24 protein-coding genes and 42 tRNA genes are annotated in these 26,088 nt (G+C 61.1%); 60 read left to right on the forward strand and 6 right to left on the reverse strand.

The window, feature by feature from the left end:
- Positions 1-132: 132 nt before the first annotated feature.
- A complete protein-coding gene (locus tag G3W89_RS32080; RefSeq protein ID WP_068679141.1) occupies positions 133-1,626 on the forward strand; it encodes a helicase HerA domain-containing protein in 1,494 nt (497 codons plus the stop codon).
- 89 nt (positions 1,627-1,715) lie between these two features.
- Here the strand turns inward: G3W89_RS32080 and yiaA are convergent, their stop codons facing one another.
- On the reverse strand, positions 1,716-2,162 hold the full coding sequence (gene yiaA, locus G3W89_RS32085; protein WP_068673451.1) for an inner membrane protein YiaA: 447 nt from the start codon (positions 2,160-2,162) through the stop codon (positions 1,716-1,718).
- A gap of 211 nt (positions 2,163-2,373) precedes the next feature.
- Between yiaA and G3W89_RS32090 the strand changes: the two genes are divergently transcribed.
- From G3W89_RS32090 to G3W89_RS32165, 16 genes are all read left to right on the forward strand, one after another.
- On the forward strand, positions 2,374-2,649 hold the full coding sequence (locus tag G3W89_RS32090; RefSeq protein WP_146039483.1) for a hypothetical protein: 276 nt from the start codon (positions 2,374-2,376) through the stop codon (positions 2,647-2,649).
- Positions 2,650-3,337: 688 nt separating this feature from the next.
- Positions 3,338-3,413 (forward strand) — tRNA-Gly (locus G3W89_RS32095).
- A gap of 88 nt (positions 3,414-3,501) precedes the next feature.
- Positions 3,502-3,588, forward strand: a tRNA-Tyr gene (locus tag G3W89_RS32100).
- Between the two features lie 10 nt (positions 3,589-3,598).
- Positions 3,599-3,673: transfer RNA gene (locus G3W89_RS32105), tRNA-Gly, on the forward strand.
- An 86-nt stretch (positions 3,674-3,759) separates the two neighbouring features.
- A tRNA-Ser gene (locus tag G3W89_RS32110) sits at positions 3,760-3,848 on the forward strand.
- 38 nt (positions 3,849-3,886) lie between these two features.
- Positions 3,887-3,970 (forward strand) — tRNA-Tyr (locus G3W89_RS32115).
- Between the two features lie 22 nt (positions 3,971-3,992).
- Positions 3,993-4,070: transfer RNA gene (locus tag G3W89_RS32120), tRNA-Gln, on the forward strand.
- Positions 4,071-4,106: 36 nt separating this feature from the next.
- Positions 4,107-4,183, forward strand: a tRNA-Ile gene (locus tag G3W89_RS32125).
- 102 nt (positions 4,184-4,285) lie between these two features.
- Positions 4,286-4,361: transfer RNA gene (locus G3W89_RS32130), tRNA-Gly, on the forward strand.
- 15 nt (positions 4,362-4,376) lie between these two features.
- Positions 4,377-4,463: transfer RNA gene (locus G3W89_RS32135), tRNA-Leu, on the forward strand.
- Between the two features lie 393 nt (positions 4,464-4,856).
- Positions 4,857-4,946: transfer RNA gene (locus tag G3W89_RS32140), tRNA-Ser, on the forward strand.
- A 23-nt stretch (positions 4,947-4,969) separates the two neighbouring features.
- Positions 4,970-5,045, forward strand: a tRNA-Trp gene (locus tag G3W89_RS32145).
- 28 nt (positions 5,046-5,073) lie between these two features.
- A tRNA-Leu gene (locus G3W89_RS32150) sits at positions 5,074-5,158 on the forward strand.
- Between the two features lie 80 nt (positions 5,159-5,238).
- Positions 5,239-5,325 (forward strand) — tRNA-Leu (locus tag G3W89_RS32155).
- Positions 5,326-5,350: 25 nt separating this feature from the next.
- A tRNA-Phe gene (locus tag G3W89_RS32160) sits at positions 5,351-5,427 on the forward strand.
- Between the two features lie 11 nt (positions 5,428-5,438).
- A tRNA-Trp gene (locus G3W89_RS32165) sits at positions 5,439-5,513 on the forward strand.
- Here G3W89_RS32165 and G3W89_RS32170 read toward each other — a convergent pair.
- Positions 5,482-5,877, reverse strand: a complete 396-nt coding sequence (locus G3W89_RS32170; RefSeq protein WP_146039482.1) for a hypothetical protein — start codon at positions 5,875-5,877, stop codon at positions 5,482-5,484. The genes G3W89_RS32165 and G3W89_RS32170 overlap by 32 nt on opposite strands.
- Before the next feature lie 657 nt (positions 5,878-6,534).
- Between G3W89_RS32170 and G3W89_RS32175 the strand changes: the two genes are divergently transcribed.
- The 33 genes from G3W89_RS32175 (at position 6,535) to G3W89_RS32335 (ending at position 15,081) form a co-directional block, all read left to right on the forward strand.
- Positions 6,535-6,614, forward strand: a tRNA-Gln gene (locus G3W89_RS32175).
- A gap of 88 nt (positions 6,615-6,702) precedes the next feature.
- Positions 6,703-6,779: transfer RNA gene (locus tag G3W89_RS32180), tRNA-Lys, on the forward strand.
- A 95-nt stretch (positions 6,780-6,874) separates the two neighbouring features.
- Positions 6,875-6,952: transfer RNA gene (locus tag G3W89_RS32185), tRNA-OTHER, on the forward strand.
- A 330-nt stretch (positions 6,953-7,282) separates the two neighbouring features.
- A tRNA-Phe gene (locus G3W89_RS32190) sits at positions 7,283-7,358 on the forward strand.
- Positions 7,359-7,377: 19 nt separating this feature from the next.
- Positions 7,378-7,463, forward strand: a tRNA-Pro gene (locus G3W89_RS32195).
- A 104-nt stretch (positions 7,464-7,567) separates the two neighbouring features.
- Positions 7,568-7,645, forward strand: a tRNA-Ile gene (locus tag G3W89_RS32200).
- 65 nt (positions 7,646-7,710) lie between these two features.
- Positions 7,711-7,787, forward strand: a tRNA-Pro gene (locus G3W89_RS32205).
- Between the two features lie 54 nt (positions 7,788-7,841).
- Positions 7,842-7,919 (forward strand) — tRNA-Pro (locus G3W89_RS32210).
- A 186-nt stretch (positions 7,920-8,105) separates the two neighbouring features.
- Positions 8,106-8,192, forward strand: a tRNA-Leu gene (locus G3W89_RS32215).
- Positions 8,193-8,210: 18 nt separating this feature from the next.
- Positions 8,211-8,286, forward strand: a tRNA-Ala gene (locus tag G3W89_RS32220).
- A gap of 150 nt (positions 8,287-8,436) precedes the next feature.
- Positions 8,437-8,510, forward strand: a tRNA-Cys gene (locus G3W89_RS32225).
- A gap of 32 nt (positions 8,511-8,542) precedes the next feature.
- On the forward strand, positions 8,543-8,812 hold the full coding sequence (locus G3W89_RS32230) for a hypothetical protein (RefSeq protein ID WP_068673453.1): 270 nt from the start codon (positions 8,543-8,545) through the stop codon (positions 8,810-8,812).
- Positions 8,813-8,853: 41 nt separating this feature from the next.
- Entirely contained in the window at positions 8,854-9,018 is a 165-nt protein-coding gene (locus tag G3W89_RS32235) for a hypothetical protein (RefSeq protein WP_157103365.1), read from the forward strand.
- A 12-nt stretch (positions 9,019-9,030) separates the two neighbouring features.
- A complete protein-coding gene (locus G3W89_RS32240; protein WP_068673455.1) occupies positions 9,031-9,210 on the forward strand; it encodes a hypothetical protein in 180 nt (59 codons plus the stop codon).
- 44 nt (positions 9,211-9,254) lie between these two features.
- Positions 9,255-9,330, forward strand: a tRNA-Thr gene (locus tag G3W89_RS32245).
- A gap of 647 nt (positions 9,331-9,977) precedes the next feature.
- A tRNA-Ala gene (locus tag G3W89_RS32250) sits at positions 9,978-10,053 on the forward strand.
- A gap of 16 nt (positions 10,054-10,069) precedes the next feature.
- Positions 10,070-10,145 (forward strand) — tRNA-Asn (locus G3W89_RS32255).
- A gap of 97 nt (positions 10,146-10,242) precedes the next feature.
- Positions 10,243-10,320, forward strand: a tRNA-Val gene (locus G3W89_RS32260).
- An 828-nt stretch (positions 10,321-11,148) separates the two neighbouring features.
- Positions 11,149-11,240: transfer RNA gene (locus G3W89_RS32265), tRNA-Ser, on the forward strand.
- A 28-nt stretch (positions 11,241-11,268) separates the two neighbouring features.
- Positions 11,269-11,359 (forward strand) — tRNA-Ser (locus tag G3W89_RS32270).
- A 157-nt stretch (positions 11,360-11,516) separates the two neighbouring features.
- Positions 11,517-11,592: transfer RNA gene (locus G3W89_RS32275), tRNA-His, on the forward strand.
- A gap of 27 nt (positions 11,593-11,619) precedes the next feature.
- Positions 11,620-11,695, forward strand: a tRNA-Lys gene (locus tag G3W89_RS32280).
- Between the two features lie 52 nt (positions 11,696-11,747).
- Positions 11,748-11,823, forward strand: a tRNA-Lys gene (locus G3W89_RS32285).
- A 7-nt stretch (positions 11,824-11,830) separates the two neighbouring features.
- Positions 11,831-11,906: transfer RNA gene (locus G3W89_RS32290), tRNA-Arg, on the forward strand.
- Between the two features lie 60 nt (positions 11,907-11,966).
- Positions 11,967-12,041, forward strand: a tRNA-Thr gene (locus G3W89_RS32295).
- A 6-nt stretch (positions 12,042-12,047) separates the two neighbouring features.
- Positions 12,048-12,122 (forward strand) — tRNA-Val (locus tag G3W89_RS32300).
- 17 nt (positions 12,123-12,139) lie between these two features.
- The gene (locus G3W89_RS32305) at positions 12,140-12,499 is read left to right on the forward strand and encodes a hypothetical protein (protein ID WP_068673457.1); all 360 of its coding nucleotides are present in this window, start codon (positions 12,140-12,142) and stop codon (positions 12,497-12,499) included.
- Between the two features lie 156 nt (positions 12,500-12,655).
- Positions 12,656-13,219 (forward strand): HNH endonuclease, encoded by a 564-nt coding sequence (locus G3W89_RS32310; protein WP_068673459.1) that lies wholly within the window; start codon positions 12,656-12,658, stop codon positions 13,217-13,219.
- Between the two features lie 38 nt (positions 13,220-13,257).
- Positions 13,258-13,334 (forward strand) — tRNA-Arg (locus tag G3W89_RS32315).
- Between the two features lie 293 nt (positions 13,335-13,627).
- On the forward strand, positions 13,628-14,125 hold the full coding sequence (locus tag G3W89_RS32320; protein ID WP_068673463.1) for a hypothetical protein: 498 nt from the start codon (positions 13,628-13,630) through the stop codon (positions 14,123-14,125).
- A gap of 13 nt (positions 14,126-14,138) precedes the next feature.
- Positions 14,139-14,214 (forward strand) — tRNA-Thr (locus G3W89_RS32325).
- A 79-nt stretch (positions 14,215-14,293) separates the two neighbouring features.
- Positions 14,294-14,908 carry a hypothetical protein gene (locus tag G3W89_RS32330; RefSeq protein ID WP_068673465.1) on the forward strand — a complete coding sequence of 205 codons (615 nt, stop codon included), beginning with the start codon at positions 14,294-14,296 and terminating at the stop codon, positions 14,906-14,908.
- A 95-nt stretch (positions 14,909-15,003) separates the two neighbouring features.
- Positions 15,004-15,081: transfer RNA gene (locus tag G3W89_RS32335), tRNA-Leu, on the forward strand.
- 41 nt (positions 15,082-15,122) lie between these two features.
- Here the strand turns inward: G3W89_RS32335 and G3W89_RS32340 are convergent.
- On the reverse strand, positions 15,123-15,440 hold the full coding sequence (locus G3W89_RS32340; RefSeq protein ID WP_068673467.1) for a hypothetical protein: 318 nt from the start codon (positions 15,438-15,440) through the stop codon (positions 15,123-15,125).
- A 151-nt stretch (positions 15,441-15,591) separates the two neighbouring features.
- On the opposite strand from G3W89_RS32340, the gene G3W89_RS32345 reads away from it, so the two are divergent.
- The 5 genes from G3W89_RS32345 (at position 15,592) to G3W89_RS32365 (ending at position 18,093) form a co-directional block, all read left to right on the forward strand.
- Positions 15,592-16,179: a hypothetical protein gene (locus G3W89_RS32345; RefSeq protein ID WP_162570723.1), complete on the forward strand. Its 588-nt coding sequence runs from the start codon at positions 15,592-15,594 to the stop codon at positions 16,177-16,179.
- Positions 16,180-16,294: 115 nt separating this feature from the next.
- Complete coding sequence (locus tag G3W89_RS32350) at positions 16,295-16,465, forward strand: hypothetical protein (RefSeq protein WP_162570722.1); 171 nt, start codon at positions 16,295-16,297, stop codon at positions 16,463-16,465.
- 15 nt (positions 16,466-16,480) lie between these two features.
- Complete coding sequence (locus tag G3W89_RS32355; protein ID WP_162571144.1) at positions 16,481-16,999, forward strand: peptide chain release factor-like protein; 519 nt, start codon at positions 16,481-16,483, stop codon at positions 16,997-16,999.
- 82 nt (positions 17,000-17,081) lie between these two features.
- On the forward strand, positions 17,082-17,525 hold the full coding sequence (locus tag G3W89_RS32360) for a protein-export chaperone SecB (RefSeq protein WP_162570721.1): 444 nt from the start codon (positions 17,082-17,084) through the stop codon (positions 17,523-17,525).
- A gap of 136 nt (positions 17,526-17,661) precedes the next feature.
- Positions 17,662-18,093: a hypothetical protein gene (locus G3W89_RS32365; protein WP_162570720.1), complete on the forward strand. Its 432-nt coding sequence runs from the start codon at positions 17,662-17,664 to the stop codon at positions 18,091-18,093.
- A gap of 590 nt (positions 18,094-18,683) precedes the next feature.
- Here the strand turns inward: G3W89_RS32365 and G3W89_RS32370 are convergent.
- Complete coding sequence (locus tag G3W89_RS32370) at positions 18,684-19,280, reverse strand: hypothetical protein (protein ID WP_197893623.1); 597 nt, start codon at positions 19,278-19,280, stop codon at positions 18,684-18,686.
- Positions 19,281-19,388: 108 nt separating this feature from the next.
- Between G3W89_RS32370 and G3W89_RS32375 the strand changes: the two genes are divergently transcribed.
- The 4 genes from G3W89_RS32375 (at position 19,389) to G3W89_RS32390 (ending at position 21,017) form a co-directional block, all read left to right on the forward strand.
- Positions 19,389-19,871, forward strand: coding sequence for a hypothetical protein (locus tag G3W89_RS32375; RefSeq protein ID WP_162570719.1), 483 nt, complete (start codon positions 19,389-19,391; stop codon positions 19,869-19,871).
- Between the two features lie 231 nt (positions 19,872-20,102).
- Positions 20,103-20,179 (forward strand) — tRNA-Met (locus G3W89_RS32380).
- A 111-nt stretch (positions 20,180-20,290) separates the two neighbouring features.
- Positions 20,291-20,734, forward strand: coding sequence for a hypothetical protein (locus G3W89_RS32385; protein ID WP_162570718.1), 444 nt, complete (start codon positions 20,291-20,293; stop codon positions 20,732-20,734).
- A 19-nt stretch (positions 20,735-20,753) separates the two neighbouring features.
- Entirely contained in the window at positions 20,754-21,017 is a 264-nt protein-coding gene (locus tag G3W89_RS32390; RefSeq protein WP_068673485.1) for a hypothetical protein, read from the forward strand.
- Between the two features lie 146 nt (positions 21,018-21,163).
- Here the strand turns inward: G3W89_RS32390 and G3W89_RS32395 are convergent, their stop codons facing one another.
- Positions 21,164-22,225, reverse strand: coding sequence for a choice-of-anchor D domain-containing protein (locus G3W89_RS32395; RefSeq protein WP_162570717.1), 1,062 nt, complete (start codon positions 22,223-22,225; stop codon positions 21,164-21,166).
- 242 nt (positions 22,226-22,467) lie between these two features.
- On the reverse strand, positions 22,468-24,762 hold the full coding sequence (locus G3W89_RS32400) for an AAA family ATPase (protein ID WP_162570716.1): 2,295 nt from the start codon (positions 24,760-24,762) through the stop codon (positions 22,468-22,470).
- 182 nt (positions 24,763-24,944) lie between these two features.
- Between G3W89_RS32400 and recA the strand changes: the two genes are divergently transcribed.
- Positions 24,945-25,985 carry a recombinase RecA gene (recA, locus tag G3W89_RS32405; protein ID WP_068673491.1) on the forward strand — a complete coding sequence of 347 codons (1,041 nt, stop codon included), beginning with the start codon at positions 24,945-24,947 and terminating at the stop codon, positions 25,983-25,985.
- Positions 25,986-26,088 lie beyond the last annotated feature (103 nt).

Raw genomic sequence — 26,088 nt, forward strand, 5'->3', positions numbered from 1 at the left:
AGTCCCGACCATTCCCCCAAGTCCTTCGCGCAAGGAAAACCCGTGCACACCGAACGTTCAAGAAGTTTCGGTGAACGTGGCTAAGTCCCCTGCCTATACGGGGCTTCGTCATCAAAATCCCGCGATTTCTCTATGGAGCTCAACTTCGGGGTGGACTACTTCGGCGCCCGTGAAGGGCGGAAGACCCCTGTCCAACTCAACACAAAGCGCCTCATCAACGGCCACATGCTCATCCTCGGCTCGAGCGGCGTTGGGAAGTCGCACACCATCCGGCGCCTCATCGCGCAGGCGATGAAGGCTGGCACCAAGGTTCGCTTCCACGTGTTCGACGTCCATGGCGACCTTGAGATTGAAGGGGCGAGCGTTGTCCAGTTCTCCGAACAGGCCCCCTTCGGCCTCAACCCCTTCCGTGTCAACCCGTCCTTCGAGTTCGGCGGCGTACGCAAGGCGATTCAAGCTTTCATCCGTACGGTCGACCAGGCATCGCGGACGCCGCTCGGCCTGAAGCAGGAAGCCGTCATCCGCGAACTCGCGCTGGACGTCTACCGCGAGTTCGGCTTTCAAAAGGATGACCCCTCGACCTGGTCGCTCAACGCTTACGAGTCGCGCCTGATTTCAGGGGGCTCGGACAACCGCATCTACCTGAACGTGCCCTTTGTCGACAAGGACAGGGCCCGCGGCTTCGGCGCGCGGTTCTGTGGAGAGCGCAAGCTTTGGTACGTCCACACCCAGAACTACAAGGGCGGCATCACCGAGTTCCCGCCGGCGTTCAAGGAGCGTGACTACCCCACCCTTGCCGACATCCTGGCCTACGCCAAGCAGATTCACCTTGAAAAGTTCCTCGGCTCGGACCAAAAGGCCATCCGGGCGCTTGGTTACCTCAACAAGACCGCGCGGACCATGCAACGCAAGATGCTCGACTCCGTCAAACGCAAGCGCCACGACGAAAGCGTATTCGACGAGGACGAAGAGGTTGCCCTGGAGGCAGCAAAGGAAAGCGCTATCGATGCGTTCACCGACTATGCCAATTCGATTCAAACCGGGCTCGAGCTCGAAAACCTCATCAAGTACGACAGCCCCGAGGTGCTCAAGTCGGTGGTAGACCGCCTGAACAACCTGAACTCAACCGGCATCTTCAAGAACACGCCCCCGCCGTTCGACGAGACCCTGCCGGTGTGGCGATACAAGCTGAACGCTCTCAGCCTGGAAGAAAAGAAGATGCTCGTCCTCTTCCTGCTGCTCGACATCTTCTACAAGTCGGTGCAGCGTGGCGAGCAGTCCGACGTGCTTGAAATTTGCGTCCTCGACGAGCTCGGAACTTACGTCAGCGGGGCGGACGAGCGTGGTGACGGCGTCATCGGAACCATTGCTCGTGAGGCGCGCAAATTCGGCCTAGCACTATGGGCCGCCAATCAATCGACCGAGAACGTACCGGACAGTCTCATCAGCTCTGTCGGGACTAAGGTGGTCCTGGGTGTCGACGAGATGTACTGGCCAGACATGGTGAAGAAGCTTCGGATGGACGCGAAGCTCTTGAACTTCATCCAGCCCCACCACACGATGGCTGTACAGCTCAAGGAGAAGGGCTCGACCAAGACCAAGTGGTGGTGGACGGCCATCAGCTAGGCCGCGGCACAGCCATGCAAGAAGCCCCCGCACTCTCACGAGGCGGGGGCTTTCTTCAATAAGGGCGGGTAGGCTACCGCACCTCAGGGTTACACGCTGTCATGCAGGCCGGTAACGTCATCTGGCACATTGCGCTTCTCCTTGGGTCCCGAGTCGCGCACGTTCTTCTGCACGGTCACCGCAGCGGACAGGCTGAGCACGTACCCCATCGCATAGAAGCCCTTCTCCGAGCGCTGGAAGTTCGCGTTGAACAGTCCCACTGCCAGCAGCGTGAGGGAGCAAACGATGGCAAACCAACAAATTCCAAAGTACAGGTCGGTCACCGGAATACCTTCTGCTCGGTCGCGCACGCTCTTCTGGAGCGACACGGCCGAGAACAAGCCGAACATCAGAATCGCGAAGTAGTATCCCTTCTCGTTGACCTGCAGTTCGCTGTTCCAGAGCCCGACCAGGTATGCGAGTATGCCGATGAGGAGGGCAGCCCATGAGGCGCCGATGAAGGCCGAGGTCGGTTTGTGGTGCGTGAGGATTGTCATGAGTTTCCTTGTGGTGCCCTCTATAGGGATAGCTGCCCGAGCCTGCTGGCGGGCGCCCAACGCACCTAAAACACAACATTGCGGATGAATGCGGGTTTCTACCTACGCAAAAATGGTTGCGACGGATAAAACATGCGGCTACACTCGCCATCCACGTCACCGACTGATAATTTTGTAAGAAGTTGTTGACGTATAAACCCAGTGAGCTATAATGCTCATCACCGCCTTAAAACGGAAACCGCAGCGAAAGCTGCACAACCAAACTCTTTCAACGAACGACGACTTTTCAGCCATGAAAACGCAGATGACCAACCTGACAACCGCGATGTGCTCCTTGCACAGCGTGGTTGCGCACGCCCCCAGGGCGCTGCCAGGCGGTTATCAGCAACCGTCGCTTCCCTCAACGCCCAAGTGCTCCGTCCTCGCAGTCGCCTCGATTGGCAACAGCATCCAGGGATGGTTTAACAGCAACAACCGGCTTACCTGACGAATAAGACTCCAGCAGTCCCGTCAGGTTAGCACCGGCGGGACCCGCAAAGAGTTGATTCCAGGTTTCACACCAGCCCCCAGCGGGCGGAATCCCCGAAGAGCGTATCCCGACCGGCAGAACCGAAGAGGTTCAGCCCGAAGCTTCATTGCTTCGTGACCGAAAGGTCAGTCGCATCGTCGACATCCGGCCTAACAGCCGCGCTCTTTAAAAATTCATTGCGGGAATTACCCGCGGAGTCCTGGTACGGTGACCTGCCGTAGCTGCGGAAACACATCATGCTTCGAGGGCGTGGTGCCGTGGCGTGCCCCTCCAGCCGCAACTTTCGACAGAAAGCGGTCGCGACTGGATGCCACACCAGATAGGACGATGCGAACATTCCCCAAGCAACACAAGGGACCGGCCTGGCATCTATAACGGATGTCGAGCCTGCACACCGCAGGAGGTGGTCCCCGGAAGGGTTCGCAAGAGCCCTTTCGTAGCAGCGCATGCAAAAATCCCAAGGCGAAGTGCACCTGGTAACAGGAACGGGCGCTCAAGGGGCCCATCCATCGGGTTTATAGCTCCGCACCAGGCCCGCACCCTGGACGGTTGGTGAGTTTTCACCGTGAAACAGATGGAGCGCTGCTACGAGAGGAACTTCCGATACTGGCGGGCACAGTTTGGCGCCCGGTAGTTCGAAAATCACGCGGATGTAGCTCAGTTGGTAGAGCGCGACCTTGCCATGGTCGAGGCCAGGGGTTCGAACCCCCTCATCCGCTCCACAACCTGGTCGCCGGCAGTAGCTGGCGACTGCTAAACCGGCCATGTAGACAAGGTGGCATCCGGAACCGTAACCGGAGCGAAAAACGCGGGTGTCGAGCAGCATGGGTTGACTGCATCGGACTGTAAATTCGACGCCTTACGGCACACGGGGTTCGAACCCCTGGACACCCACCATCATCAACACGCGGATGTAGCTCAATGGCAGAGCTGAAGCCTTCCAAGCTTAAGACGTAGGGTTCGATTCCCTCTATCCGCTCCAGATTGCTCGAGTAGCTCGAGACCGAAGCCTGTGCAGGTTGGCTCCACGCCACGTCACCAGGCCGCCCGCCAGCGTCAAAGGCACCTGGAAGATTGGTCGAGTGGACTATGGCGCCTGTTTCGAAAACAGGCGGCTCTGCGAGGGGACCGGGGTTCGAATCCCTCATCTTCCGCCACATACAAGTCGTCGCAAGACGCATCGAGAGTACTTTGTGGGCAGTTGGCAGAGTGGCTGATTGCGGCAGGCTGTAACCCTGCTTCCCCAAAGGACGCGGTGGTTCGAATCCATCACTGCCCACAAAGTGCTTTCGAGGTTTTCTAGGGGAGTCGCCAAGCTGGTCCAAGGCACCTGATTTTGATTCAGGCATCCGCAGGTTCGAATCCTGCCTCCTCTGCCAATTCGTCTCGTCGCACTGCGGCGAGCCTGTCAACACGGTCGGCTAGCTCAGTCGGTTAGAGCAATCGCTTGATAAGCGATAGGTCCCCAGTTCGAGTCTGGGGCTGACCACCAACACTTCGGGAGCGATAAACGCTCTTGATACACGTGAAAAGAAGGACTTGGAAGTACGGGGCCGGGGTCATCCCGCTGCACTTCACTCGTCCGCATCGTAATGCGGGTGTAGCTCAGCTGGTAGAGCTCCAGCCTCCCAAGCTGGTTGTCGCGAGTTCGAATCTCGTCGCCCGCTCCAATACGATTCCCATTTGCCCGGGTGGTGGAACTGGTAGACACGCTATCTTGAGGGGGTAGTGGCCGTAAGGCCGTGCGGGTTCGAGTCCCGCCTCGGGCACCAGAATAGTCTCGGAACGCTCGCATGGCTCCAACGGGCCGTGCGATACAGCGCAACACCTCGCCTGGATTTACAGGCTAACCCTGCGGACGCGCAGGGCGACGAGACCTCTCAGTGGCGACAAGCCGCGGGCACCCGGGGAAGACCGGGTGCGTGACGCCCTGAAGGGGCTTCATGCAGGAGTGCTCAGCTCACGAGCGCTGCTGCATGAACAGAAGTGTTCTATGAGCCGCACCACGGTATGAACGTGCGTTCCTTTGGAGGTCGAAGGGGGAGCGTCGGATGCAGGCATGGGGGTTCGACGTCCCATGCTCCGCGGATTCTGATTCCAGGTCCGAAAACCGGTGCACGGGGCCGCAATCCCACAATCCGGTCGGCTCATAAAACACCTTTTCCGGAGGGCTGGCCGAGCGGCTTAAGGCTCCAGTCTTGAACACTGGCGAGGGTGAGAATCCTCCATCGGTTCGAATCCGATGCCCTCCTCCAAACATCATCGATGTCATCCCTGTAGGGGTATGGCGCAACTGGCAGCGCAGCGGCCTCCAAAGCCGAAGGTTGTAGGTTCGATTCCTACTGCCCCTGCCAACAGGTTGACATCGCGCTTCACAACCCCGCGCTCGTGGTGGATTCGGTAGACACACCTGACTCAAAATCAGGCGCCGCAAGGCAGGCGAGTTCGACCCTCGCCGAGCGCACCAACACACGAGAACCCGTTCTCTGAACGCGGCCCTCAACTCTGGCAGCTCGGCTCAAAGGCCTCGAGCGCCGTCAACGTCACGCCCCGGTGGTGGAACACTGGTAGACACACTGGTTTCAGGAACCAGCGCCGCAAGGCATACGGGTTCGAGTCCCGTCTGGGGCACCATCTCAACTCACCCCAAACAACTCTCGCCTCGGTAGCTCAGCTGGTAGTAGCGGCGGATTGAAAATCCGTGCGTCGCAGGTTCGATTCCTGCCCTTGGCACCATCTCTTCGTACGGGCGGTTGGTACAGTGGCCGTGCACTGGACTCCAAACCCAGCTTAGGAAGGTTCGAATCCTTCACCGCCTGCCATTGTCTGGTCGACTGCTGCACCCACTGAGCAAAGCCTCCTCGCTTCGAAGCGGTCTACCATGGCCACAAGCTCATCGTAGGCCATGCTGCTCTTTGTCTTCTTCCGGTTGTTTGCATGCCACGTCATGAGCTCGCAGTTGATTGGGTGGGCGATATAGAACGGGTCAAGGTTTCGTCTGATGGCCTCGTTCACGGATACTCGATGGTCCCTTGTAAGACCCTCAGGATTCGCGGGAGACCAGAACCCTTTTTCGGCCAAGCTGCGCAGCGTTGTCTCGCCGAACACCTCAGGAAGCGAGAAGGGATTGAACGTGAAGGCGTAGCGGTAGCGACCTTCCCTTCCGTACAAACCGACATGTTCCACGCAAAACTTAGACTTACAGCGGCCTACGGTGACCTTGCCGCAATGTGAGCACGAGCAGTGGAACAGCTGGCTGTATGGACCGGCGACCAAGGCTTTGTTGAGGCGGTCGAGCCGAACTAACCGCCTTACTGCCTTAGCCGGCACGGTCTTTGGCGCAGAGCGCTCAATGGTTACGCGGCGGCGCTTCGAAGCGACGGGTAGTCTCGGAGGCGATTTGGCGCGCCGATAAGCTGAAACGGCGGCCGCAATCTTGTGCCGCGTCTCCTGGCTTCGGCTACCACGTGCGCTGTTGGTGCACTTTGCAGCGCAGGACCTGCCGCAGAACCGCGTCGAAGGTTCGTCCCGAATCACCTTGTACGGAAGCACTTCAGAGCACTGGAGGCAGCGCTTCGGGTTCGCCTGATGCGCAATTTCTTCCGCTTCGAACCGCAACGCTGCCCTATGCCTGTTGGCCCTCGCTGAGTTCACGAGGAAGGCTTCATGGCTAGGAAGATGAACCCTCAGGTGTCCATTCAGGGCGCTGAGCGTTCCAAAGTGACGGCGGCACTCAAAGCAATGCACGAAGACTTCTGGCATAGGGAGCATAGAGAGCCAAGTTTAAGCGGCAGGTCGTGCCTGCAAGTCGTGTTGGCCACAAGTCAGGGCGCAGAGTTCTGTCGGGGAGTGTGTGCAAGTGGTCTAAGCCGCCTGGTTCTGAGCCAGGATGTTCGTCAGTTCGAATCTGACCTCCCCTGCCACCGTCATCATCAACCGCTCACAAGGAGACGAAATGTCCAACAAGCGAAAACGTGGCTCGGCACGAAAACCGAAAGCACGAAAACACGAGGAGGCGTAGCTCAGCAGGTTCAGAGCATCCGGCTTTTACCCGGACGACGAGGGTTCGATTCCCTACGCCTCCACCAGTGTCCTGTGCCAAGCAGCCAGAAGACGGCTTCTTCGTACAGCGCAATGGGACACCATTGCCAACAAGCTCGCCTCCGGCGGGCTACCCATTACGGGTGCGTTAGCTCAGCCTGGTAGAGCACCGGTCATTTGGGACCGGTGGCCGGACGTTCGAATCGTTCACGCACCCCCAACAATCATCCATCGGCGCGCCGGCGCCGCGGAGTACCAGCTTCGGGCCGATGCACTGACGGAAGGTGCCCTCGTAGAACGGAACGAGGCCCGGTAACACGGTACGGCGAGCTCGCAAGGCAGATACGTGGCACGGTTGCAGAAGCACCTATAGCGGCCTTGGCAACAAGGTGGCCTTCAACAAGCAAGGGAAGCGCGTCATCCAACACAAGTCTGCGCCCGGAGTAGTTCCCGGGTAGCCCCGTAAGGCGGGTTCGAATCCCGCCGGCTCGACCACTCGCACGGCAGCTCGTCCTGAGGCACGCGCGCCGGATTTAACAACAATACCCATCCAACCATAGCTGAGAGAGGCATAGCAGCGGCTTGAAACCCCGCAGACGGACGTTCGAATCGTTCTGGTTGGGCCACTTCTTAATCATCAACTCTCGGGGTGTAGACCGTAACCTGGTAGCGGGCCGCGTTTGGGACGCGGTGCGAAAGCCTTGCAGGTTCAAATCCTGTCTCCCCGACCAACATCAACCACAACAAGGACATCATGGAACAAGTCATCGACGACATCCTGGCCAAGGCGGCCAAGCATTTCGGCCTCAGCCCTCAGGGCTGACACCAAGAACACGGAGAGTTAGCTGAGTTGGTTTCAAGCGCTGGCCTCATAAGCCAGGGTACGTCGGTTCGAATCCGTCACTCTCTACCATCACCGGCCGCCGCGGCACACCCCGCAGCGCGCGGCCTCATCCCTCCCTTGGGCAACCACTCAATCGGCCTGTAGCGCAGCCTGGTAGCGCACCTGCATGGGGTGCAGGGGGTCAGAGGTTCGAACCCTCTCAGGCCGACCAATTCGCCTCTCACCAAGGCACCACGACCCGGACCCCGGTCCGGCCCAACAACCACGGCGCGTGGGAAAGTCTGGTCAATCCGCCTCGTTCGGGACGAGGAGACCGCCGGTTCGAATCCGGCCGCGCCGACCATCTCAGCAACGGATAAAACCGGCTTCTAAACCATCAACAACGTCTCGAAGAGAGACTCCAAATAGCTGTGCACCAGTGCCCGTCGCTAGCCGGACCCGGCTTCCTGAGGGGTGTCCCCTCATACCGGGGGTGGCGTGGACCGAGGTAGCGGACGCGTTCTGGTGTTCAGCTATTTGGAACGGAAATGCGCGTGTGGCGGAATTGGTAGACGCACCAGGTTTAGGTCCTGATGCCCGCAAGGGCGTGGGGGTTCGATTCCCTTCACGCGCACCACATGTTTCAACGGATTTCGGGGGTGTAGCTCAATTGGTAGAGCGCCTGCTTTGCAAGCAGATTGTCGCAAGTTCGATTCTTGTCACCTCCACCAGATTTCGATAGGTAAGGCAAGCCCGACAGGGGCGCAGCGGTCAGAATCCCCGCACGGGTGTTAATGTGCACGCTGCGCAAACGGAGGATGGGAAGGAGCCTGGTGGAAGCCGGGTGACGGATACCCCACCGGCCTATTGAATCCCTCGATGGCGGCATGCCCGAGCGGTTAGGGAGCGGATTGCAAATCCGTGTAGCCCGGTTCGACTCCGGGTGCCGCCTCCATCTCAGCCCACGTCTCTTGAACGGACCGCACCATGACCACATCGGCGCAGCTTCCCGAAGCTACATCGCATGCCTTCGCGGCCTGGCTCTCCAAAGAGCACGCCCAGGGCCTCCAAAGCATCCATCTCACCGTCGCCGCCAAGGCTGACGTCTCCCCGGTCGTTGTTATCGACGAGCTCCTGCGAGCAGAAGCTGCACTGGCCTTAGGCCATGTCGTCGCCGCTCCCCGCGCTCAGTCCGAACTGCCGGCAAGCGTCAAGGCCTTCTTGGCCACACTGACCCTGCCCCGTCCCCTTCATTGACCCGCGCAGGTGCTGCGCGGGCATAGACCCCGGAGCACAACATGATGGACCTCGGATTCGACATCTACGCGATGGTGAAGCCCAAGACCAAGGCTGACTACATCGCCCTCCTCGACGAGGCGCTCAGCCTCATCCAGCAGGTGAACGAACAACTTGACGCTGTCTTCGAGGCCTGCCAGGCCGAGCAGGACAAGAAGCGCCAATGACAGGAGCACACGATGCAAGACTTTGACCTCAGCACCGCGCCGGCGCACCGGCCCACCACCCGGGCCGAGTGCGTGGCGCTCATCAAGCGGATGAACATGGTTGCCGACAAGCTCGTCGAGCAGTTCACCGGAATCTTCCAGGCCTGCGCGGCCGGCTCCGGCCAGCCTCGCGGAGACGCTGCCCGCGTATAAAACGGCGCCCTATAGGTTGCTCGCTGCTCGCAAGAGCGGCAAACGCTGATGTGGCTCAGTTGGTAGAGCACTCCCTTGGTATGGGAGAGGTCAGGGGTTCGAAGCCCTTCGTCAGCACCAAGTTTTGAGAAGCCGGAATCGCCGATTCGCCGAACGCTCGCAAGAGCCTTCCCCGACAAGCAGGCCCGCGTCTCACACCTGACCCGATGGCAGGTGCACCTTAGGGTGAGTGTCCACGGGAGGCCGCGAGGCCTCTGATGCGCAATAGCTCAATCACGGCCGCGGTGTGCGCGGACAAGTTCGGCAAACCTTGCCGGATGGTCAGAGCGGGGCGATTGGCCCAGGACGCAGGTGCGAGCCCTGCTTGCAGCATCAGTTAACCCAGTCGGCGGGGGAGTTGTCGACAGGTCGTCCGTAAGTCACGACCTCCACGCATTGAGATAGCTCAAGGAAGCTCAGAGCACCGGACAAGTCCGGAGGTCCCAAGTTGAACTCTTGGCTCAGAAGGCGTGGTTGAGGTGATGTAAGCCGCGGGAAAGCCCGCTTCCGCTCAGATGCACACGCTGAGACTGTAGGGAGCAGGGTGAGTACCGCGCCGCGCCGAGACTTCATACGTAGCTCCGGAGAGACGTTGTCGGCAACGCCAGCGACACCCGGAGGGTACTCAGCCAGGGGGGATTCGCGATACCGCCTGGTGCCTGGAAACAGGCAATGAAGGTTACCCATCCCCCGTGCTAACAAGACGGGCCCTATCTCCCCCCTCTCACGGGGCTGTAGCTCAACTGGAAGAGCGCATCGCCGGCAGCGATGAGGTCGTCGGTTCAACTCCGGTCAGCTCCACCATCCACAACGTTTCCATTCCAAGGTAGCTCAGCTGGTAGAGCATGCGACTGTTACTCGCGTGGTCGGGGGTTCGATGCCCTCCCTTGGAGCCATACATCAACCTGCCCAGGCCCGTGGAGGTCCCACACCTGGCAATTGAAGTCAGCCTTGTCGTCCTGACGGGCTTGGGCAGCTTTGATTCCCTGCAACGCCCGGTTAGCTCAGTTGGTTAGCAGCACCCGCCTTACATGCGGGGGGTCGTCTGTTCGAATCAGACACCGGGTACCACCGTTCCGAAGTCCGCGCCATTGTTGAGCCCAGGCGCATCCTTGCCGTTCACCGGCGGCTAAATCGACACGCTTCACGATGGGTGTCTCGCAAGCCACCACTATCCCTGCCCGGTCCGCCTCGCTTCGTCGAGAAGAGCGGAAGGTCCCGACCGGGCGAATGGCACGAGTGTGAACACTGCTCAAAGAGTTTCGTGCGCCGCTTGACGGTGTCGGCAAGTCGGCCGAAGCAAGCGTTTTGTTCGCTGGCGTGTTCGACCGCCGCGGGCCTCGCAAGAAGCCGCTTCAGTGTCCCCTGCCCAGTCTGCGGCACGACCGTGAGCGCCACGAAAAGCCGAATTGATGCGGCGAAGTCTGGCCTGGTGTTCTGCTCGCACCGATGCCTGTCAGCCGCCAAGAAGATTGGTGGAGCGGTGCCTCAGGTAAAGCCTTCTCATTACGGCACCGCGAAGTCGCGATACGGAGACCTGGCGAAAACCCCAGGAGCGAAATGCGCGGACTGCGGGTGCGCGTTCCGGCCGGTACTGCACGTACACCATATTGACGGCAACCGCAGGCACAACGAAAAGGAGAATCTTGAGGTGCTCTGCCTTCTGCACCATCAGCTGAGGCACCTTCACCAAGTTGCCGGCGTGTGGTGCTTCAACAGTTCAGTTCTGACGCCGCGCGACAGGCTCCCTGAACTTCGAGCGATGCTCCTGGCATCGACCTTGTCTCCAGTCGGTGCCGAAAATCCCACGGCCCTTGCCGCCGCCCCAACAAAGGCGCACCGGCCTGGCTGGGTCAGCCCGCACCGACACAACCGTCGGCCAGGCTAGAACATGTTTTTGGAAGTGTGCTCGAGAGGCCTATGAGGGCTGTTTGCTAAACAGCTGGCCGTCGCAAGACGGCCCGGGGGTTCGAATCCCTCCACTTCCGCCAATTCAGGGGTAGCGCCCTTACACCACACGGAGAGCGGGCAGGACGGTCAATGCACCTGCTTGGAAAGCAGGCGTCTGTGATGAATAGGCGACAGGGTTCGACTCCCTGGCTCTCCGCCATCAATCTTGCGCAAGAGAAACGACCGCCGCGAGGCCGCCGGGAGGGTGGTCTGAAAAGCGAACAAGCGGAAGGGTAAGACGCCCGATTCCCTCCCACCAATTTGCTGTCAGCGCACCGTCGCGCTGGCCTCCCCTCCCCGTTCGAGAGTTTTTTGGGTTGGACGTCGCCTAGCGGTCCAAGGCTGAAGGCTGTGACCCTTCCATCGCGAGTTCGAATCTCGTCGTTCAACCCAAAGCACTCTCTTGCTTCCAAATTTCGTGGGTCGCTAGCTCAGCTGGAAGAGCGGCGGACTCTTACTCCGTAGGTCCCCGGTTCGAGCCCGGGGCGGCCCACCACACCAACATTTCTTTCGGACGGCGCCCTTGCGCGTTCGAGTCTCACCACATCGGGTCGCTAGCTCAGCTGGCAGAGCAACGGACTCTTAATCCGAAGGTCCCCGGTTCGAAACCGGGGCGGCCCACCACCCTCGCGCGCCATTAGTTCAGTGGATAGAACAAGGGCCTCCTAGACCCTCGGTCGCAAGTTCAAACCTTGCATGGCGCTCCACACATCGGCAGCTGTAACCAGCAGCTGCTGCTAAACCCCCTCCCTTCACGACCCATACCCGCCCCCGTAGCACAGTGGTAGTGCTCCTGCATCGTAGGCAGGCTTACGTCTGTTCGATTCAGACCGTGGGCACCATTCCTCGCGCGACTAGCTCAGGGGTAGAGCGCTTGGTTGACATCCAAGAGGTCGGTGGTTCGAGACCACCGTCGCGTACCAATTCACCGGAGAACACCATGACGACAGCGACCCTGACCCCAGCCGAGCTCGAACATGCAAAGAACGTGTTCTGCGAACTGACGCCCGACCCGGCCATCCAGGCCCACGTCAAGGAGAGCGACTACGCCACATTTGCTCTCAAGCTTCGCGACCCCAAGGTTGCCGCCGGCGTTGACCGCACCCTCTCCATCATCAGACTGCTGACAAGCTGGACGCCGGCCACGGCGCAGGACTATGACTCTGTGGTCAGGCTTCACCGCGCTATCGACTGCGGCTGGTGCTCCGCGCGCCTTGCTGCTCGCAAGACCGGCATGACCATCCATGCGCTGCAGCAGCTTTTTGTCACCAATGGGCTGCCGGCGCCTTTCGAACTCTAAGGCGCACGCGTGCGACGCCTCTCATCAACCTAACCCGGAGCCCCACTTTTCGCAGCTCCAGTCGCTAGACGAGGCAGGGGGTAGCCGAACTTTTCTCGCAGTCCTCGCCAGCCGGCGTGGGCGCGAATCTCTCCCCACCTGAACCTGGAGCCAAGTATGGAACCCCGTATCCTGGCCGTCGACCGCGCATATACGCCTGACCGGTGGATTGGAGCGGCTGAGGCCCTGAACCTCTTCTCTCGAGGCATCGTGCAGACGTCCTTCGGCGACGTCGCGATGACACTGCGCGGCGGCATGAACGCGAAGACCGGCAAGCAGTCGATTCTTGAAGTCCATTCCATCCTGGTTGTGGACAGCAAGTCGCATGTCGTCACCGACTTCAACTACGCGCCCCTCGACCGCCGGCGCCTCTTCAAGCGTGACCTGCACATCTGCGCGTACTGCGGGGAACGCTTCAGCCACGACAAGCTCGAGGCAGAGCACGTCACCCCTGACGCGCAGGGCGGGGCCTACTCGTGGGAGAACCTCGTGAGTGCGTGCCACCCCTGCAACCAACGCAAGGGGTGCCGCACGCCGGAACAGGCAGGCATGCCGTTGCTCTACCTACCGTACAGGCCGAGCCGCTTTGAGTCGCTCATCCTTGAGAGCCGGAACATCTTGGCTAGCCAAGCAGATTTCCTGCTCGCACGTGTGCCGAAGCACAGCCGGCTGCACTCCTAAGTGCAAAAGCGGGGCCGAAGCCCCGCTTTTTCTTTTGCGCGCCCTTGGCCGAATGGACTGAGGCATCCCTCTTCTACAGGGAAACATGCGGGTTCGACTCCTGCAGGGCGCTCCATTTTTCGCAACACGACCTACAGGCAAGGAGGCCCCCATGGTCACCCTCCCATCAAAACAAGCCCGTAGCGCCCTCTATCGACGCGACGCGGCCTATCGAGCGGGAACGCCCTGCGCCTCCAGTACTGCGTTGCGCTCTCACGTTGAGCGCGACCTCAGGCGCATCACGAGTGAGACTCTCGACGCGCTGAAGCACCCTGCTGCGATTCCCAGCAACGTCATTCTTGAGGCGCTGCTCAGGGCGCGCCAGGTATAAGACGGGGGCCTACACGGGAGAACTCACATATTCTCGCTATGGCCTATTCCCCCAAATCGACCCGCCGCCTCCCCGCGACTCCGCCGAAGGCCAAGAGTCCCTTCGCTGGGGCCAACGACGACAACTGGCGCCTGCCGTACTGGGGGAGCGTAGCGGCCATCCCTGCCGCCTACTTGATGCTTTCATTCCTCGTGGGCATCCTTCCTTTTCCTCTTCTCTGGGTCTGGCTCATCGCCGTCCCGGGTGCAGCCTGCGCCGGGTTGCTCGTCTACCGACGTCTTAGCATGTCTTCAAGCTACAGTTGGATGCAGACCTTCATTGCCTGCAGCCTCGGCTTTGGCTCCCTCCTTGTCTGGTCTTCGCTCAGTCTCCTGTTTCGCGCGGTGGGCCTCATGGATTTCGGCTTCAGCGAAGCAGCCGAACTGGCTACCGACGAAGGCTTGGTTTGGATGGCCGGCGCATTGCTCGGCGTCCTATTTGCCCAGTTTCTGATTGGCTTCGCTGCCATCAGCGCGCTCGAGCGAGCCCTCGACTAGACCACCTTCTCCCGCCGCTTTAGCTCAGAGGCCAGAGCAGCTCCTTTGTAAGGAGTTGGACGTCCGTTCGAATCGGACAAGTGGCACCATCTTCCAGCCCGTTCGCGGCCCGTCCACCATCTCATCCGTAGCTCCAAACCCTCCCGTGCGCTTCGAAGCCCTTCCACCATGCAATCCAACTCCGACCAGTGGCGCGAGACCGCCGAACAAGCTGCCGCGCAAGCAACCGAGGCCGGCCGCCGCGTGTTCGACGTTGCAGCCAGAACCGGGTCCTTCCTCAAGCAAGGCGCCGAGTTCGTTGCTGCTGACAAGGCGAGCTATGCCGGTCGGGCGTTCTGGGCTACCGCGGCGGCTATCGGCCTGAGCGCCTTCCTACTGCGCTTCCCGTTGCTCTCGCTTCCGCTGGGTGACATCCTCGTGGTCGCGCTCGGCGTGCCCCTAGCCGCACTTATTGGCCAGCTCGCATTTCGCCAACTTGCGCCGAGCCAGACGCTGACGGTTCGTCAGGCGTTCGTAGCCAGCGCCACCGGCTTCGCCCCATCCCTGGTTTACGACATCCTATTCTTGGGAGGCCGCGCCAGCCTGTTGTATGTGACGACGCTCCTGGTCGTCTCCTGGGTCATCCAGGTCTTCTTCGGCACGGCTGCCTTGCACTTTTGGCAGAACCGCCTTGCTGAGCTTTTGACGGCACTCAATACTCCTCTGGAGGATGAGGGAGAATCGTTGGCTGAGACGCTCCGGGTCCGCGTTGCTGAAGCGCAGGCCAGGTTCCGTAAGGGCTGAGACCCACCGGGGTTCGTTGCATCGGGCCGCCCTCGGGCGCCCTTCTCGTTCCTAAGCCTTCCCCTGGTCCGCCGACCCGGTCTAGGGCTTTCATCCTCCGCGTGGCGCAATTGGCAGACGCGCTCGCTTTAAAAGCTTGTTGGTTGCCGGTTCGAAGCCGGCCGCGGAGACCAATGCGGCCAATGAGAAGCCGACCCGGAAGGGTCGGCTGAATTCAAGTGAGCGAGAAGCCCAGGGCTACTGCCTTTTCAACGTTGACCTGGCGCGCGTGCATCTTCGAGAAGCGCACTTCGCCTTGGTCTGACACGACATACCGGTGGTAGCCGCCTTCACCGTAGATGACGGGCTCGGCGACGATGTCTCGGATGCCTGCAGCGGGCTCCAGCGGGTCCAGAGCTTGAAGCTCCTGCCAAGCCGTCAGCAAGACATGGAACCCGTAGCGCTGATTGGGATTGGCCAGTTGAGCCTTTCGCCAGGCGTCACCCTCCATCTCGACCATCCGTTCGAAAGTCTGCTTTTCCGCAATGTGCAAGTCGATGCTCCTTTGTTTTCCTGCGTCGTGTAGCCATTGGCCGGCCTCCCGTACCGCACCCACGTGGCGCCACATCGCGCCTGAGCAAGCGCGGCCGGACTGCTTGCAAGGCCTCCCCTATACGCCGTAGGCCAACTCACAACGCTACACCATGACCAAAAAGAAACCTTCCGCTCCCGTGACCGCACCACGCAACGCCGCAGCCAAGCCTCCGAAGGCGCCGGAGCGCGCCAAGCCGACCACCCTCGAGCAGGCCCAGGAAATCCTCGCCCAGCGACGTAGCGCGGTGGACGCAGCCATTGCTGCCACCTCGACGGCGCGAGCCGAAACGCAGGAGGCTACCAGCCTCCTTCGCGTTGCCGTGCGCGATGAGAAGTACGCAGAGGCGGCACGGCTCAAGAACCTGCGCGATAACGGCGAGCAGGTCATCGGCCAGCTTCGCGCAACCGAAACTGCCGCTCGCACCGCGTTCGGTGAGGCGCTCCAGGATGCAGAAAACCTGTTTTTTGCGGACCAAGGCGACTTCTCGGAGCAGGTGCGCCTCTGCCGCGTCGTCGTTGCCGACCCTGTGACCGGCGCGACCGACAGCGAGGTCTACACAGACTCCAGCGAGACCATCCAGCTGCGCCTCGGCGACGAGCGCAACCAGCAGTTCGAATCGGAGGCCTACCATGTCAGTGAATGGGCCGCTCAGCACGGCTACTTCGTGAAGGTCTTCGAGACCAACGTTCGCGTCTGACCATTCCAGAGGACCTTCGGGTCCTCTTTTTCTTTCTCGTGTCACTACACCCTTTGGGTCCCTCGTAAGCCAACCAGCAGCGAGGACCCGTTCACCTCCTTCAAATGGACTCATCATGAAACTGAAATCGTCTACCGAAACCATGTTGACGCTCAACGTTGAGCTCAATGCCGCCGAAGGCGGCGAAGATGCGGCCCTCTTGGTCGAAGACCAAGCTCGCATTCTGTCGAACCACATCGTCCGCGCCGGCGGGAAGGTTCATCACGTCTCCCGCGCCAAGGGCTGACTCAACCTCGAGGTTGTGGTCAGCGAAGCGCTCGCAGCAGACCTGAGCCTCGAAGCCGGCGGCCACCGCTGGCAACGTGTCCCGCCCACGGAAAGGCGCGGAAGGGTGCACAGTTCAACTGTCACCATTGCCGTTCGGCAAACGAGCAAGCTGGCCTTCGTTCTCGACGAGGCTGAGCTCGATGAGCGGTTTAAGCGCTCCACCGGACCAGGTGGCCAGCACCGGAACAAGTCCGACTGCTGCGTGGTCCTCACTCACCGCGCGACCGGCATCACCGTTACCGTCGATTCCCGCTCTCAGGCCGACAACCGGCGCGAGGCGCGGGTGGAAATGGCCCGGCGCTTGAAGCAGTTGTGGGACTCCGGTCTGTCGGCCGCGGCCGCCTCGGACAAGCGGCGCCAGGTCGGCACCGGCCAACGCGGGGACAAAGTTCGCACATACAGCGCGCAGCACGGCATCGTCACTGACCACAGGACTGGGCGCAAGGCGCCACTGGAGGCAGTTCAGGCCGGCAGACTGGACTTGCTGAGGTAAGTCGCCCATCGGGCCCAGCTAAAACCACTTGCTTCACAGGGGACGGGCGCCGCCGCTTGGCGCCTTTTCCCCTCAATCTGCGATGACCCAGCCTACCCTGAACCTGCACGCCATCCTCACGCGTACGTCCCGCCTTGAAACCAAGAAGCTTCCGCAGGAGGCCGTCGGAAAGTTCGAGTTCGACGTCAACATTGCGAACACCTGGCGCGCGCTTGCCGAAAAGAACCGGTACGCCGCCTCGGTGGCGTTGACCCTGAAGGGGCGTGTCGAAGGCGCCGAGGTCCTGACGGGCGAGTACGTCGTCGAAGGCATCGTGGAAATCGTCGACCATGACGAGGCCTCGAAGCAACACATCCTGGCCATCTGGGTGCCCAACCAGCTCGTACCCTACATCCGGGAGCTCCTGTCCAGCTCGACGTCGCGCAGCGGCTTCCCGACCATCCTGCTGCCCCCTGTGGTGTTCCAGCCGCCGACCATCATCCCAGAGCGCGCTATGTTGCCTGGCTCGCCTAAGCAACTGCACTAAGCACTAACCCCTCTGAAGCCCCACGCGCCAAGCGGTGGGGCTTTCCTGCTTGTGGCGCGGGCGCCAGCGTGCCGCTGCGGTGGACGACAGCGGGACGGGCTCAGATACTGCGTCGACCAGCCTGGAAGGAGGTCACGTGGAGGACCTGATTGCGGCACTTCAAGTTCAGCATGCCGTCATCTTCGGCATTCCGTTGGCTTTCTACCTTTGCGGCGGCCTCGGGAAGACGCTGGCCCGAAACTCACGGGGATTGCTGGTCCGCCAGGACTGGTTCTTGGCGACAGACGCGCTACTGGCGACAGTGGCGGCTTGCGTCGGCTTTTTGGGCGACGAAGTTATTAAGGCGCAGCGCGACGGCTGTACACAGGCGATGGCAAAGACCTTGGCCGCGCTGGCGGTCCTCGCCGCAGCTTCAATTCTCTTTTACCTCGGTATCCTGGCTGCGCATCGCCACCTGGAACACGAGGGTAGCGCGCGACAGCAGCGATGGGTCCTAGTGTTCGGCTGCAACGCGGTTGCAATTGCCCTTTCGGTGATTTTTCTAATCATGACGAAGTTTGGGAGCTGATGTGGCCACGACTGAAAGGGGCGCACCACAAGGCAAGCTCACACTCGCCCAGCTGAAAGCGGTTTTGAGCGCGACGGATTCATTGCGAGCCATCTCCGGGCTCACCGCGCTTCCAGACGAAGCGCGCACCACTATCCAGTGGGCTCGCATGCATTTAATGCGGATGGCAGAGGACGCAACAGCCCCGAAGCCGAGCTTTTTGAACGAGGTGTTGATTCCTTGGGGGCCAACCTTCTTCTTCGCTGCAATTGGCCTCGGCCTCCTGGGCTGGATGGTCCGGCTTAGCCTTGGCGCGGGTGAATTGGCTACCGTCCTCGCCTTTGGTCTAGGCGGCTTGCTGGCGGTCAGTGTGGCGGCCATTGCTGCCTTCAAAGCGACGGCACCAGAGCGGGTTGCACTGGAGGCCCCTGCACCACCTACCCCGCCACTGCAGTCCGTAGAGCCGATGGCGCCCCAAGTGGTATTCGGTGCCGAGCCCACGGGGTTTTGGGACGAGAAACCCTCAGCCCCCGTACCGTCCGGACCGTCGTCGCCCTCATCTGCCTCAAGCTGAAAAAGAGCCCCGCAAAGTGCGGGGCTCGTGAATAGCGTCAGAACAGGCCGACCTGAACCGGCGAAGGTCGCTTGAACTCGGTCGGCACCTGGTAGTCGATGCCGGCCGAATGAAGCCAGACGTTCAAACGATGGCGACTGTCGTCGTTGCGCAGGTTGAAAACGGGAATGCCGCGGTCCGATGCGATGACGATGGCCGTGGCGGTTCCGCCGGTACCACGGTTTCGCGTCTTGCGCGACTCACAACCATCACGCGTCCAGCAAATCACAAGGTCCGTAGGCTCGTCGAGCTCTCGGCCGAGCACCTGGTACGCATTCCGGCTGTGCATCTTCTTGGGCCCTTGGCCCAGCGTGTCCCATGCGGGATGAACAGTCGACGCGAGGTGCATCGCATCGCTGTCGTCACCGCCATAGTGCGGCGAAGTACGGCCGTTGAAACCCTTCCAGGGCAGGAAGATGGTCATCGCGCCATCGACAGCGAAACATCCCTGCTCAAAGGCGTCGTCTGCGCCGTCGGCCCCGCCTGAACGGAGCGTCCAGCCCGCTTTTGCGAAAGCGACCCCGAGCTCTTCCATGAGCTGCAGGACCTCCGAGGGCGTCTCCCGTGAGCCGATGCCCGTATAGATTTTCCTCAAATGATTGTCCTCCGTGTGTGACACCATTTATAGCGAGAAGCGGACTAACGAAGCGCTAACAGCGCCGGCACTGCCCTCCACTCGCTACACCACATAGGAGGACACCCCATGATTGAAGAACTGGTTTTTCTGTCGCTTGATGGCATGAAGCGTGTGCGCCCTGCGCTTGACACCCTGGTCATCTCCATCCTTGACAGGTCGGAGGAATACGCCAGGCCCCCACTCGGTGGGTTTCGAAGCGTCCTTGTTCTCAATTTCGAGGACACGTACGAAGAGTTGAAGCTGGCTGCGCCCGGAGCTTGGCCAGACGAGCCAACACCAGAAGAGCACGCGCGCTTTTGCCAGGGGGCCGGCGAGCTGGTGCCAACGCTCACGGATGCGAAGCGAATCTTCGACTTCCTGACGCTGCACAGGTTCAGCGACGAGAAGTTGAAGCTGGTTGTGCACTGCCATGGCGGCATCAGCAGGTCCGCCGCGGTGGCCGAATGGATTTCGGTGAATCTTTGGCTACCGATTGCCAACGGTCGGAGTACCGAATACGCCAACCTGCGCCTCATGCGCTTGCTGGACAAGGCCGCGGGTAAGCGGTAGCAGCTGCGATTCTCAAGAGCGCCTTCGGGCGCTCTTTTCCACGTGTGCCGTCGCAGCGCGGCAGCACACAATCCAGGAGCTCGGACCCGTAGGCGGCCGCGATTTTCGGCGAGCTGCCCGGGAAGGTGGCTGGCCCCTGAAACCTCGCAAAAGCGCGTCGAGGTTGTGGAATATGCGGATAAAACCCGTGCGTACACGAAGTGTCGGAGACGCTTGAAGCCTCCAAGAATTCGCGGGATGGCGCAGTCGGTCAGCGCGCTGGGTTCATATCCCAGAGGTCAGAGGTTCGAGTCCTTTTCCCGCAACCAGCTCGGCCCCGCAGGCATTGCGCCTCACGGGGCCTTTCTGTTGCCTCTGCGACCCCCGGGGTCCCTACACGCCTCATCAGGAACTCCAGGGCACCTCGCCCGAAACAGACCATGACCAACCTGGCCCCTCCTCTCAACATCTTTTCCGGTGCGGAAATCCCCTTGGGCGCTGCCCTGACGAACCCAACGGAGCTGGCCCGTCAAAAGGGTGTACTCAAGCAGTCCTACCCCCTCCACTACAACGGCCGGCGTTTCCCTGATGCGGAGACGGCCTATCAGGTGTCAAAGCAGGTTGCCCCCGACCGGGACGAAATGATGGTTGAAATCATTGCAGCCAAATTTCGCCAGCACCCCGCCCTCGCTGCCGAGGTCGAAGCCCGCGGCGGCTCTGAGTGGCTCGCGACCTGTTCGCACTTCACCCAGGCCCGCAGCGAGGCTGCGCGAGCATGGGAAGGCGCAGGCCTCGAGTCGCGCTACATTCGCAACCTGGTCGCAGGCTTCCGCCGCTTCGAGGCGGGCTTGGACACGGCGCTAGGACAATCCACGCTGTTTTGACAGCTACTCACGCATCTTCATGACAACATTGCAATTCGAAACCCAGGTCTCCGGCAGCCGGGACACGGTCTGGGTGAATGCCTCCGACGGCTCATGCGTTGCACGTTTCAGCAAGAAGTTCGGCATCGACGTTCACAACTCAGCCACCGCCCAGATGCAGGGAGCCAAGGAGTGCCTCATGTGCACCCATGCGCCCGCCGGGGAGGATGAGTGGGAGCGCTTCCGGGCCGCAGTCTTGGAACACTACGGCGTGAAGGTCAGAAAGAACCTCCTTCGCTTCTGAGCAACGAGCCTCCAGCTCCCCTGCCTCATTCAAGCCCTGGCTGCAATCGCCGGGGCTTTTCCATTTCGGAGGTTGAGGCGAGAAAAGAGCAGGGCGCCCCTTAGGGCGCCCCTTTTGAGCGTTCTCAGTCGCCCAGCGGCGCTGCCTCAGTTCACGGTCACTGCGATGGGAATCGTCACCTTGCCGACATTGGTCACGATGGACATGCTCGGGTTCACGGGGGCGACACCGGTCGTGTTCGTGTACGTGACCTTGAACCTGCAGCTGCCGCCAAAGCCAGTAAGCGCGGACGTGCAGGTGTAGTAGTCGAGAGCCCAGCCTGGCCCTGCCGGCAACGCCCAGGATTTGAAGGTGGCACCCATGCTGCCATCCGCGCGGAGGTCGACCGACGCGGTACCCGACGCCCCCAAAGCGAGGGGGCCGATAGCCACGGCTCCGCTCGTTACTCGAACCTGGCTGGCCAAAGGCGTCCCCTTGACAGGAATCGAGAAAAGCGAGCTCACCTGCAGGACGTCATTCCCCGGAAGGTCGCCTGCCGTGTACTTGACTCCGATGGTGCAGGAATGAGGCGCTGGGAGCACAGACCCGTTCGGTGGGCAAGTCCCTAGGGACGGGTCGAGCTCCCAGCCCTGATTGCCGTCCAGCATGGCAAGCGTCAAGGGCTGAGGCTTGCCGTTCGGCGGGTTGTGAATCTCCACGGTCGTAGAGAACGGGACACCGTAGAAGGTAGACGCCGTGTATGGCGAGCGAGTGGCCCAGATGTTCTGCCGGGTATCGGCCGTCACGGGAATATCGAGCGAGACCGCCGGGTCCTCCGCAGCGACCGACAACGTACCGGAGCGCGGACCGGTAAGGGTCGCGACGGGGGTATAGCTCACCGACACGTCACAGGAACTCTTCGCTGCGAGGGCTCCCCCAGCGCAGCCGGACAGCCCGAACTCACCTCCACCATTGACGGAGAGGCCCGTTACGGGGCTATCGCCTGTGTTTGACAGCGTCACGGTCCGCGTGTATGGGCCGGTGCCGCCGACCTCGATGCCGAAATCAATAGCGGCCAGGCTCGCTCTGAGGCTGGCGGGCGTGGTCGGCGACGCGACCGCCATGCCGCGGGTAGGGACGCGAAGCGTATACCTTGTCTGGGCAAAGGCCGGGGCAAGGACAGAAGCTCCAAGCAAAAGGGCAAATAGGGAACGGTTGAGGGATTTCATTGTGGCATCCGGGAGGAACATGTTTGCACGTGTAGTAACGTGCGTTAAACGCCGCGCCGAACCATCTGAAAGGCGGGTTAGCCTGGACCGCTTCGAGTGCTGCACCTACGAGCTGTGGAACTCCGTCCCTCCGTTTGCACGCGGCGGCCTGAACAGCATCCAAGTCCGGCCGGCACCGGGGGCAAGGAATCTCCAACGCGAAAAATGCGCCGCCCAGACAGACTGGGCGGCGCGGAAGAATGCTACAGAACGAGTTCGCGAATTAACGCGAGCTTCTCTTGCTCGTCGCGCTGAAGGATGGCCTCCAGCGAAAACTTTGTCGTCAAAGTATCGACGAGAGAGTAAAACTCCTCATCGATTCGCAGCTTGAAGGAAGCGGGATTTGCGAACAGGTGCTTCCATTTGCCGTCAGACATGCGAGCGAGAAATTTTGAAGTCAGGTACACGGGGCCCTTAAGCTTCAAAACCATCGTCTCTTGGTCGTCGAGCAACCGCACCATGTGGCCTTCGTGGTGACAAGCGGCGTTGAGCTTCAGCAGCTCACCGAACGTCGTCTCAAAGTGCTCCGGCCGGCGGAAGCCCAGCTCTGCGGCCAGGTCGTCCAGCTCACCTTCTGTCAGCAGCGACGACCCTTGTCGGATTTCGCGCGCGCCGATGAGGTGCAAGCCGTGGTCTTCCTTCTCGTAGGGAACGATATGTGGGTCCTTTTCGTGCAGAACTTCGAACATCAGCGTCAAGGGACGCTTGCTGAACAGCTTTAGCATCTTCCCGCGAACCGGGCCGGTAATGAAGTCCTTGATGTAGCCGACGAAATCGCTTTCGAAGCTACCGGTCGTGTGCACCAGCAGGTCGGACCGCATCACAGGGTGGGGGCTCACGACTCCGAGGAATCCGTTGAGTTTCACCACCGCGCGCACCCGAGTCTCGGGCGCCAGGTCGAGACCCGCCCCCTCCTCCTTGTAGTTGAAAACCTTGTCGAACGGCTGCGAGACGACGTTGCCCGCCACGTCGTAGACATGGCCGCGCGCCCGCAGAAGTGCACTGTTCGTACCCCACAGGTGCTCGTAAAACACCGACTTTGCGTACTTGAAGAGGCGCAAGCCGTAGCGGGTGTCAGTCGACACTGTTGCCAGCTTGTTTGTCACCAGTTCCTGCAGGCCAACGTAGGGTGCAACCCGGGCAGCTTGCACTGCATTAAAGTCGTACGTCGTGGGCAGAGGCACGACCGAGCTCTTGCCCTTCAGGTAGTCATCCAGCCGCATTGCGAGCAACGAGCCGTTCTGAAACGCGTGTGCGTCCAGGCTCACCACCTTCACCTGCCAGCTCGTACCCGGGATGTGCCCGCGGATGTAGTACTGGCGTTTGGTTGGCGGCACCAGCTCGGCAGAGCAGAAGTCGTACGTGTCGAGGTAGCGCTGCATGGCCGCGTCTGAGTCGAATCGGCCCCAGTTCGATGCGCCGTGAAGCACTTCGTCGCGCGGGGTTCGCATCAGATTGAACGCCTTGGCGTCGGCATGGGCGAACACCACCCGCTGGGTGTCGTTCTCGTACATTGCGAAGTGCGGCAACGAGCGCAGGAACGCGATGATGCGCTCCCCCTCGTCCTCAGGCAGGCGCAGCAGCTCCATGCCGGTCTGGGCATTGCTGAAGGAGCGCCAGAAGTCCAGCTTCTCCTGCTTGGCCGTGTCCCAGAACGCGACGAGCTTTGCGTCATGGTTACCCATGACCACCTTTGCCAGCCCAGCCGCGCACATACGCATCACGAAACGCAGCGTCTCGATGCTCTCCGGACCCCGGTCGACCAGGTCGCCCAGGAAAAGGAGCCGGCGCCCGTCGCGATGGCGATGGAGTCCGTCTGGGCACTCCTCGTACCCCAGCTTCTCGAGCAGGGCACGCAGTTCGCGCAGCAGGCCATGAATGTCGCCGACAATGTCCCAGTTTTCGCCCTCCAGCTGAAGAGGCGCCACCACGCGGACTACCGCGTCGGACGTCACGACTTCGTGAGGAAAGCGAGAGGTGCGCTGATAGCCGCCAAGCACGTACGCGGGGGCCTTGCCCTGCGCTGGCACCGTGACACCTTCGAGGAACTCTTGGATGGCGCGCTCAGGCACACGAGCGCTTCGGCTCGCGTTCTGGGCGAGCACCCGCTCCATCGGAGTATCGACGATGATGACCTTGAACGGCACGCCGGCTTGCTGGGCCATCTTGGCGAAGCGAGCGCGGTCGAAGCTTCCGGGGATTTCGTCCGCCACGAGCGTGGCGTCGACGATGGTCGTGAGCCCCTGCTTCAGGCGCTCCTCAACCACCTTTTCGATGGTCTCCCACACAAGGAGGCTTACCGATTGAAGCGGCTCGGAAACCACGTGGCCATCGGCCGCGATGAAGACCGATTCACCACCGAACGCGCGACGCAGAGCGTCACTCGACTGCACGATGCCGTGCGGCAAACGACTGTTTTGCAACAGGTGCGATTTTCCTGCCCCGGGCAGCCCGGACAGAACGGCCAGGCTACCTGCGGGAATGTTGATGACTTGCATTTGTTGCTCCTTGAGAAATATGTCCTGCAAGGTGTAGGGACGCGGCACCGGCGCCCTCAAGGCGACTCATCTAAAACGCAACTTTGCTGGACTTTAAAACGCTTGGGAGCTATAATGCTTCTCTGCCCGAAGGCCCTGCCTACTGGGTCCCTCCTCCATTTTTCCTACCGTACGCACCCCCCATGAACGAAGCCAAGCAAAAAGCCCTCGCCGCCGCCCTCCAACACATCGAAAAGCAGTTCGGCAAGGGGAGCATCATGAAGTTCTCCGACGACGCACCGCCGGTGGCTATTGAGGTGGTGTCGACGGGCTCGTTGGGTGTGGACATCGCGCTTGGCATCGGCGGCCTGCCCCGCGGCCGCGTGGTTGAGATTTATGGTCCGGAAAGCTCGGGCAAGACCACCCTCACCCTGCAGACCATCGCCGAAGGCCAGCTACAGGGCCTGCAGTGCGCTTTCGTGGACGCAGAACACGCGCTGGACGTGCAGTACGCCCAAAAGCTCGGCGTCAACCTCTCTGACCTGCTCATCAGCCAGCCGGACACCGGCGAACAAGCCCTGGAAATCGTTGACTCCCTGGTCCGCTCCGGCGCAGTCGACATCATCGTCGTCGACTCGGTAGCCGCGCTGACGCCCAAGGCTGAAATCGAGGGCGAGATGGGTGACTCCCTGCCCGGTCTGCAAGCCCGCCTGATGAGCCAGGCGCTGCGGAAGCTGACCGCTGTGGTCAAACAAAACAACTGCCTCGTCATCTTCATCAACCAACTCCGTATGAAGATAGGCGTCATGTTCGGCTCGCCCGAGACGACCACCGGTGGCAATGCACTGAAGTTCTACGCCTCGGTGCGCCTGGACATCCGCCGCATCGGCACCATCAAGAAGGGTGACGAGGCCATCGGCAACGAGACGAAGGTCAAGGTCGTGAAGAACAAGGTCTCGCCCCCGTTCAAGACTGCAGAGTTCGACATCCTCTTCGGGCAGGGCGTGCGACGGGCCGGTGAGGTGCTCGACCTGGCCGTGACCCACAAGCTGGCGGAGAAGTCGGGCGCATGGTACAGCTACAAGGGCGAGAAGATTGGCCAAGGCCGTGACAACACTTGCGACTTCCTGCGCGACAACCCCACCCTGCTGGCAGAAATCGAAGGCAAGGTGCGCGCCCTGGTGATGCCGAAGCCGGGCGCCGTGTCTGCGAACGACGAGGCCACCAGCGCGCTCGATGCCTGACCGACTCGCCGGGCATCAGCAAGGGGGCTTCGGCCCCTTTTTATTGACCGCCGCGCCGCAACCCCGTGTTGCACAAAGGCGGAAAGCAACACAGCATCCAACC

Origin of the sequence: Variovorax sp. PBL-H6, from assembly GCF_901827155.1 — a bacterium.
Lineage (GTDB): Bacteria > Pseudomonadota > Gammaproteobacteria > Burkholderiales > Burkholderiaceae_C > Variovorax.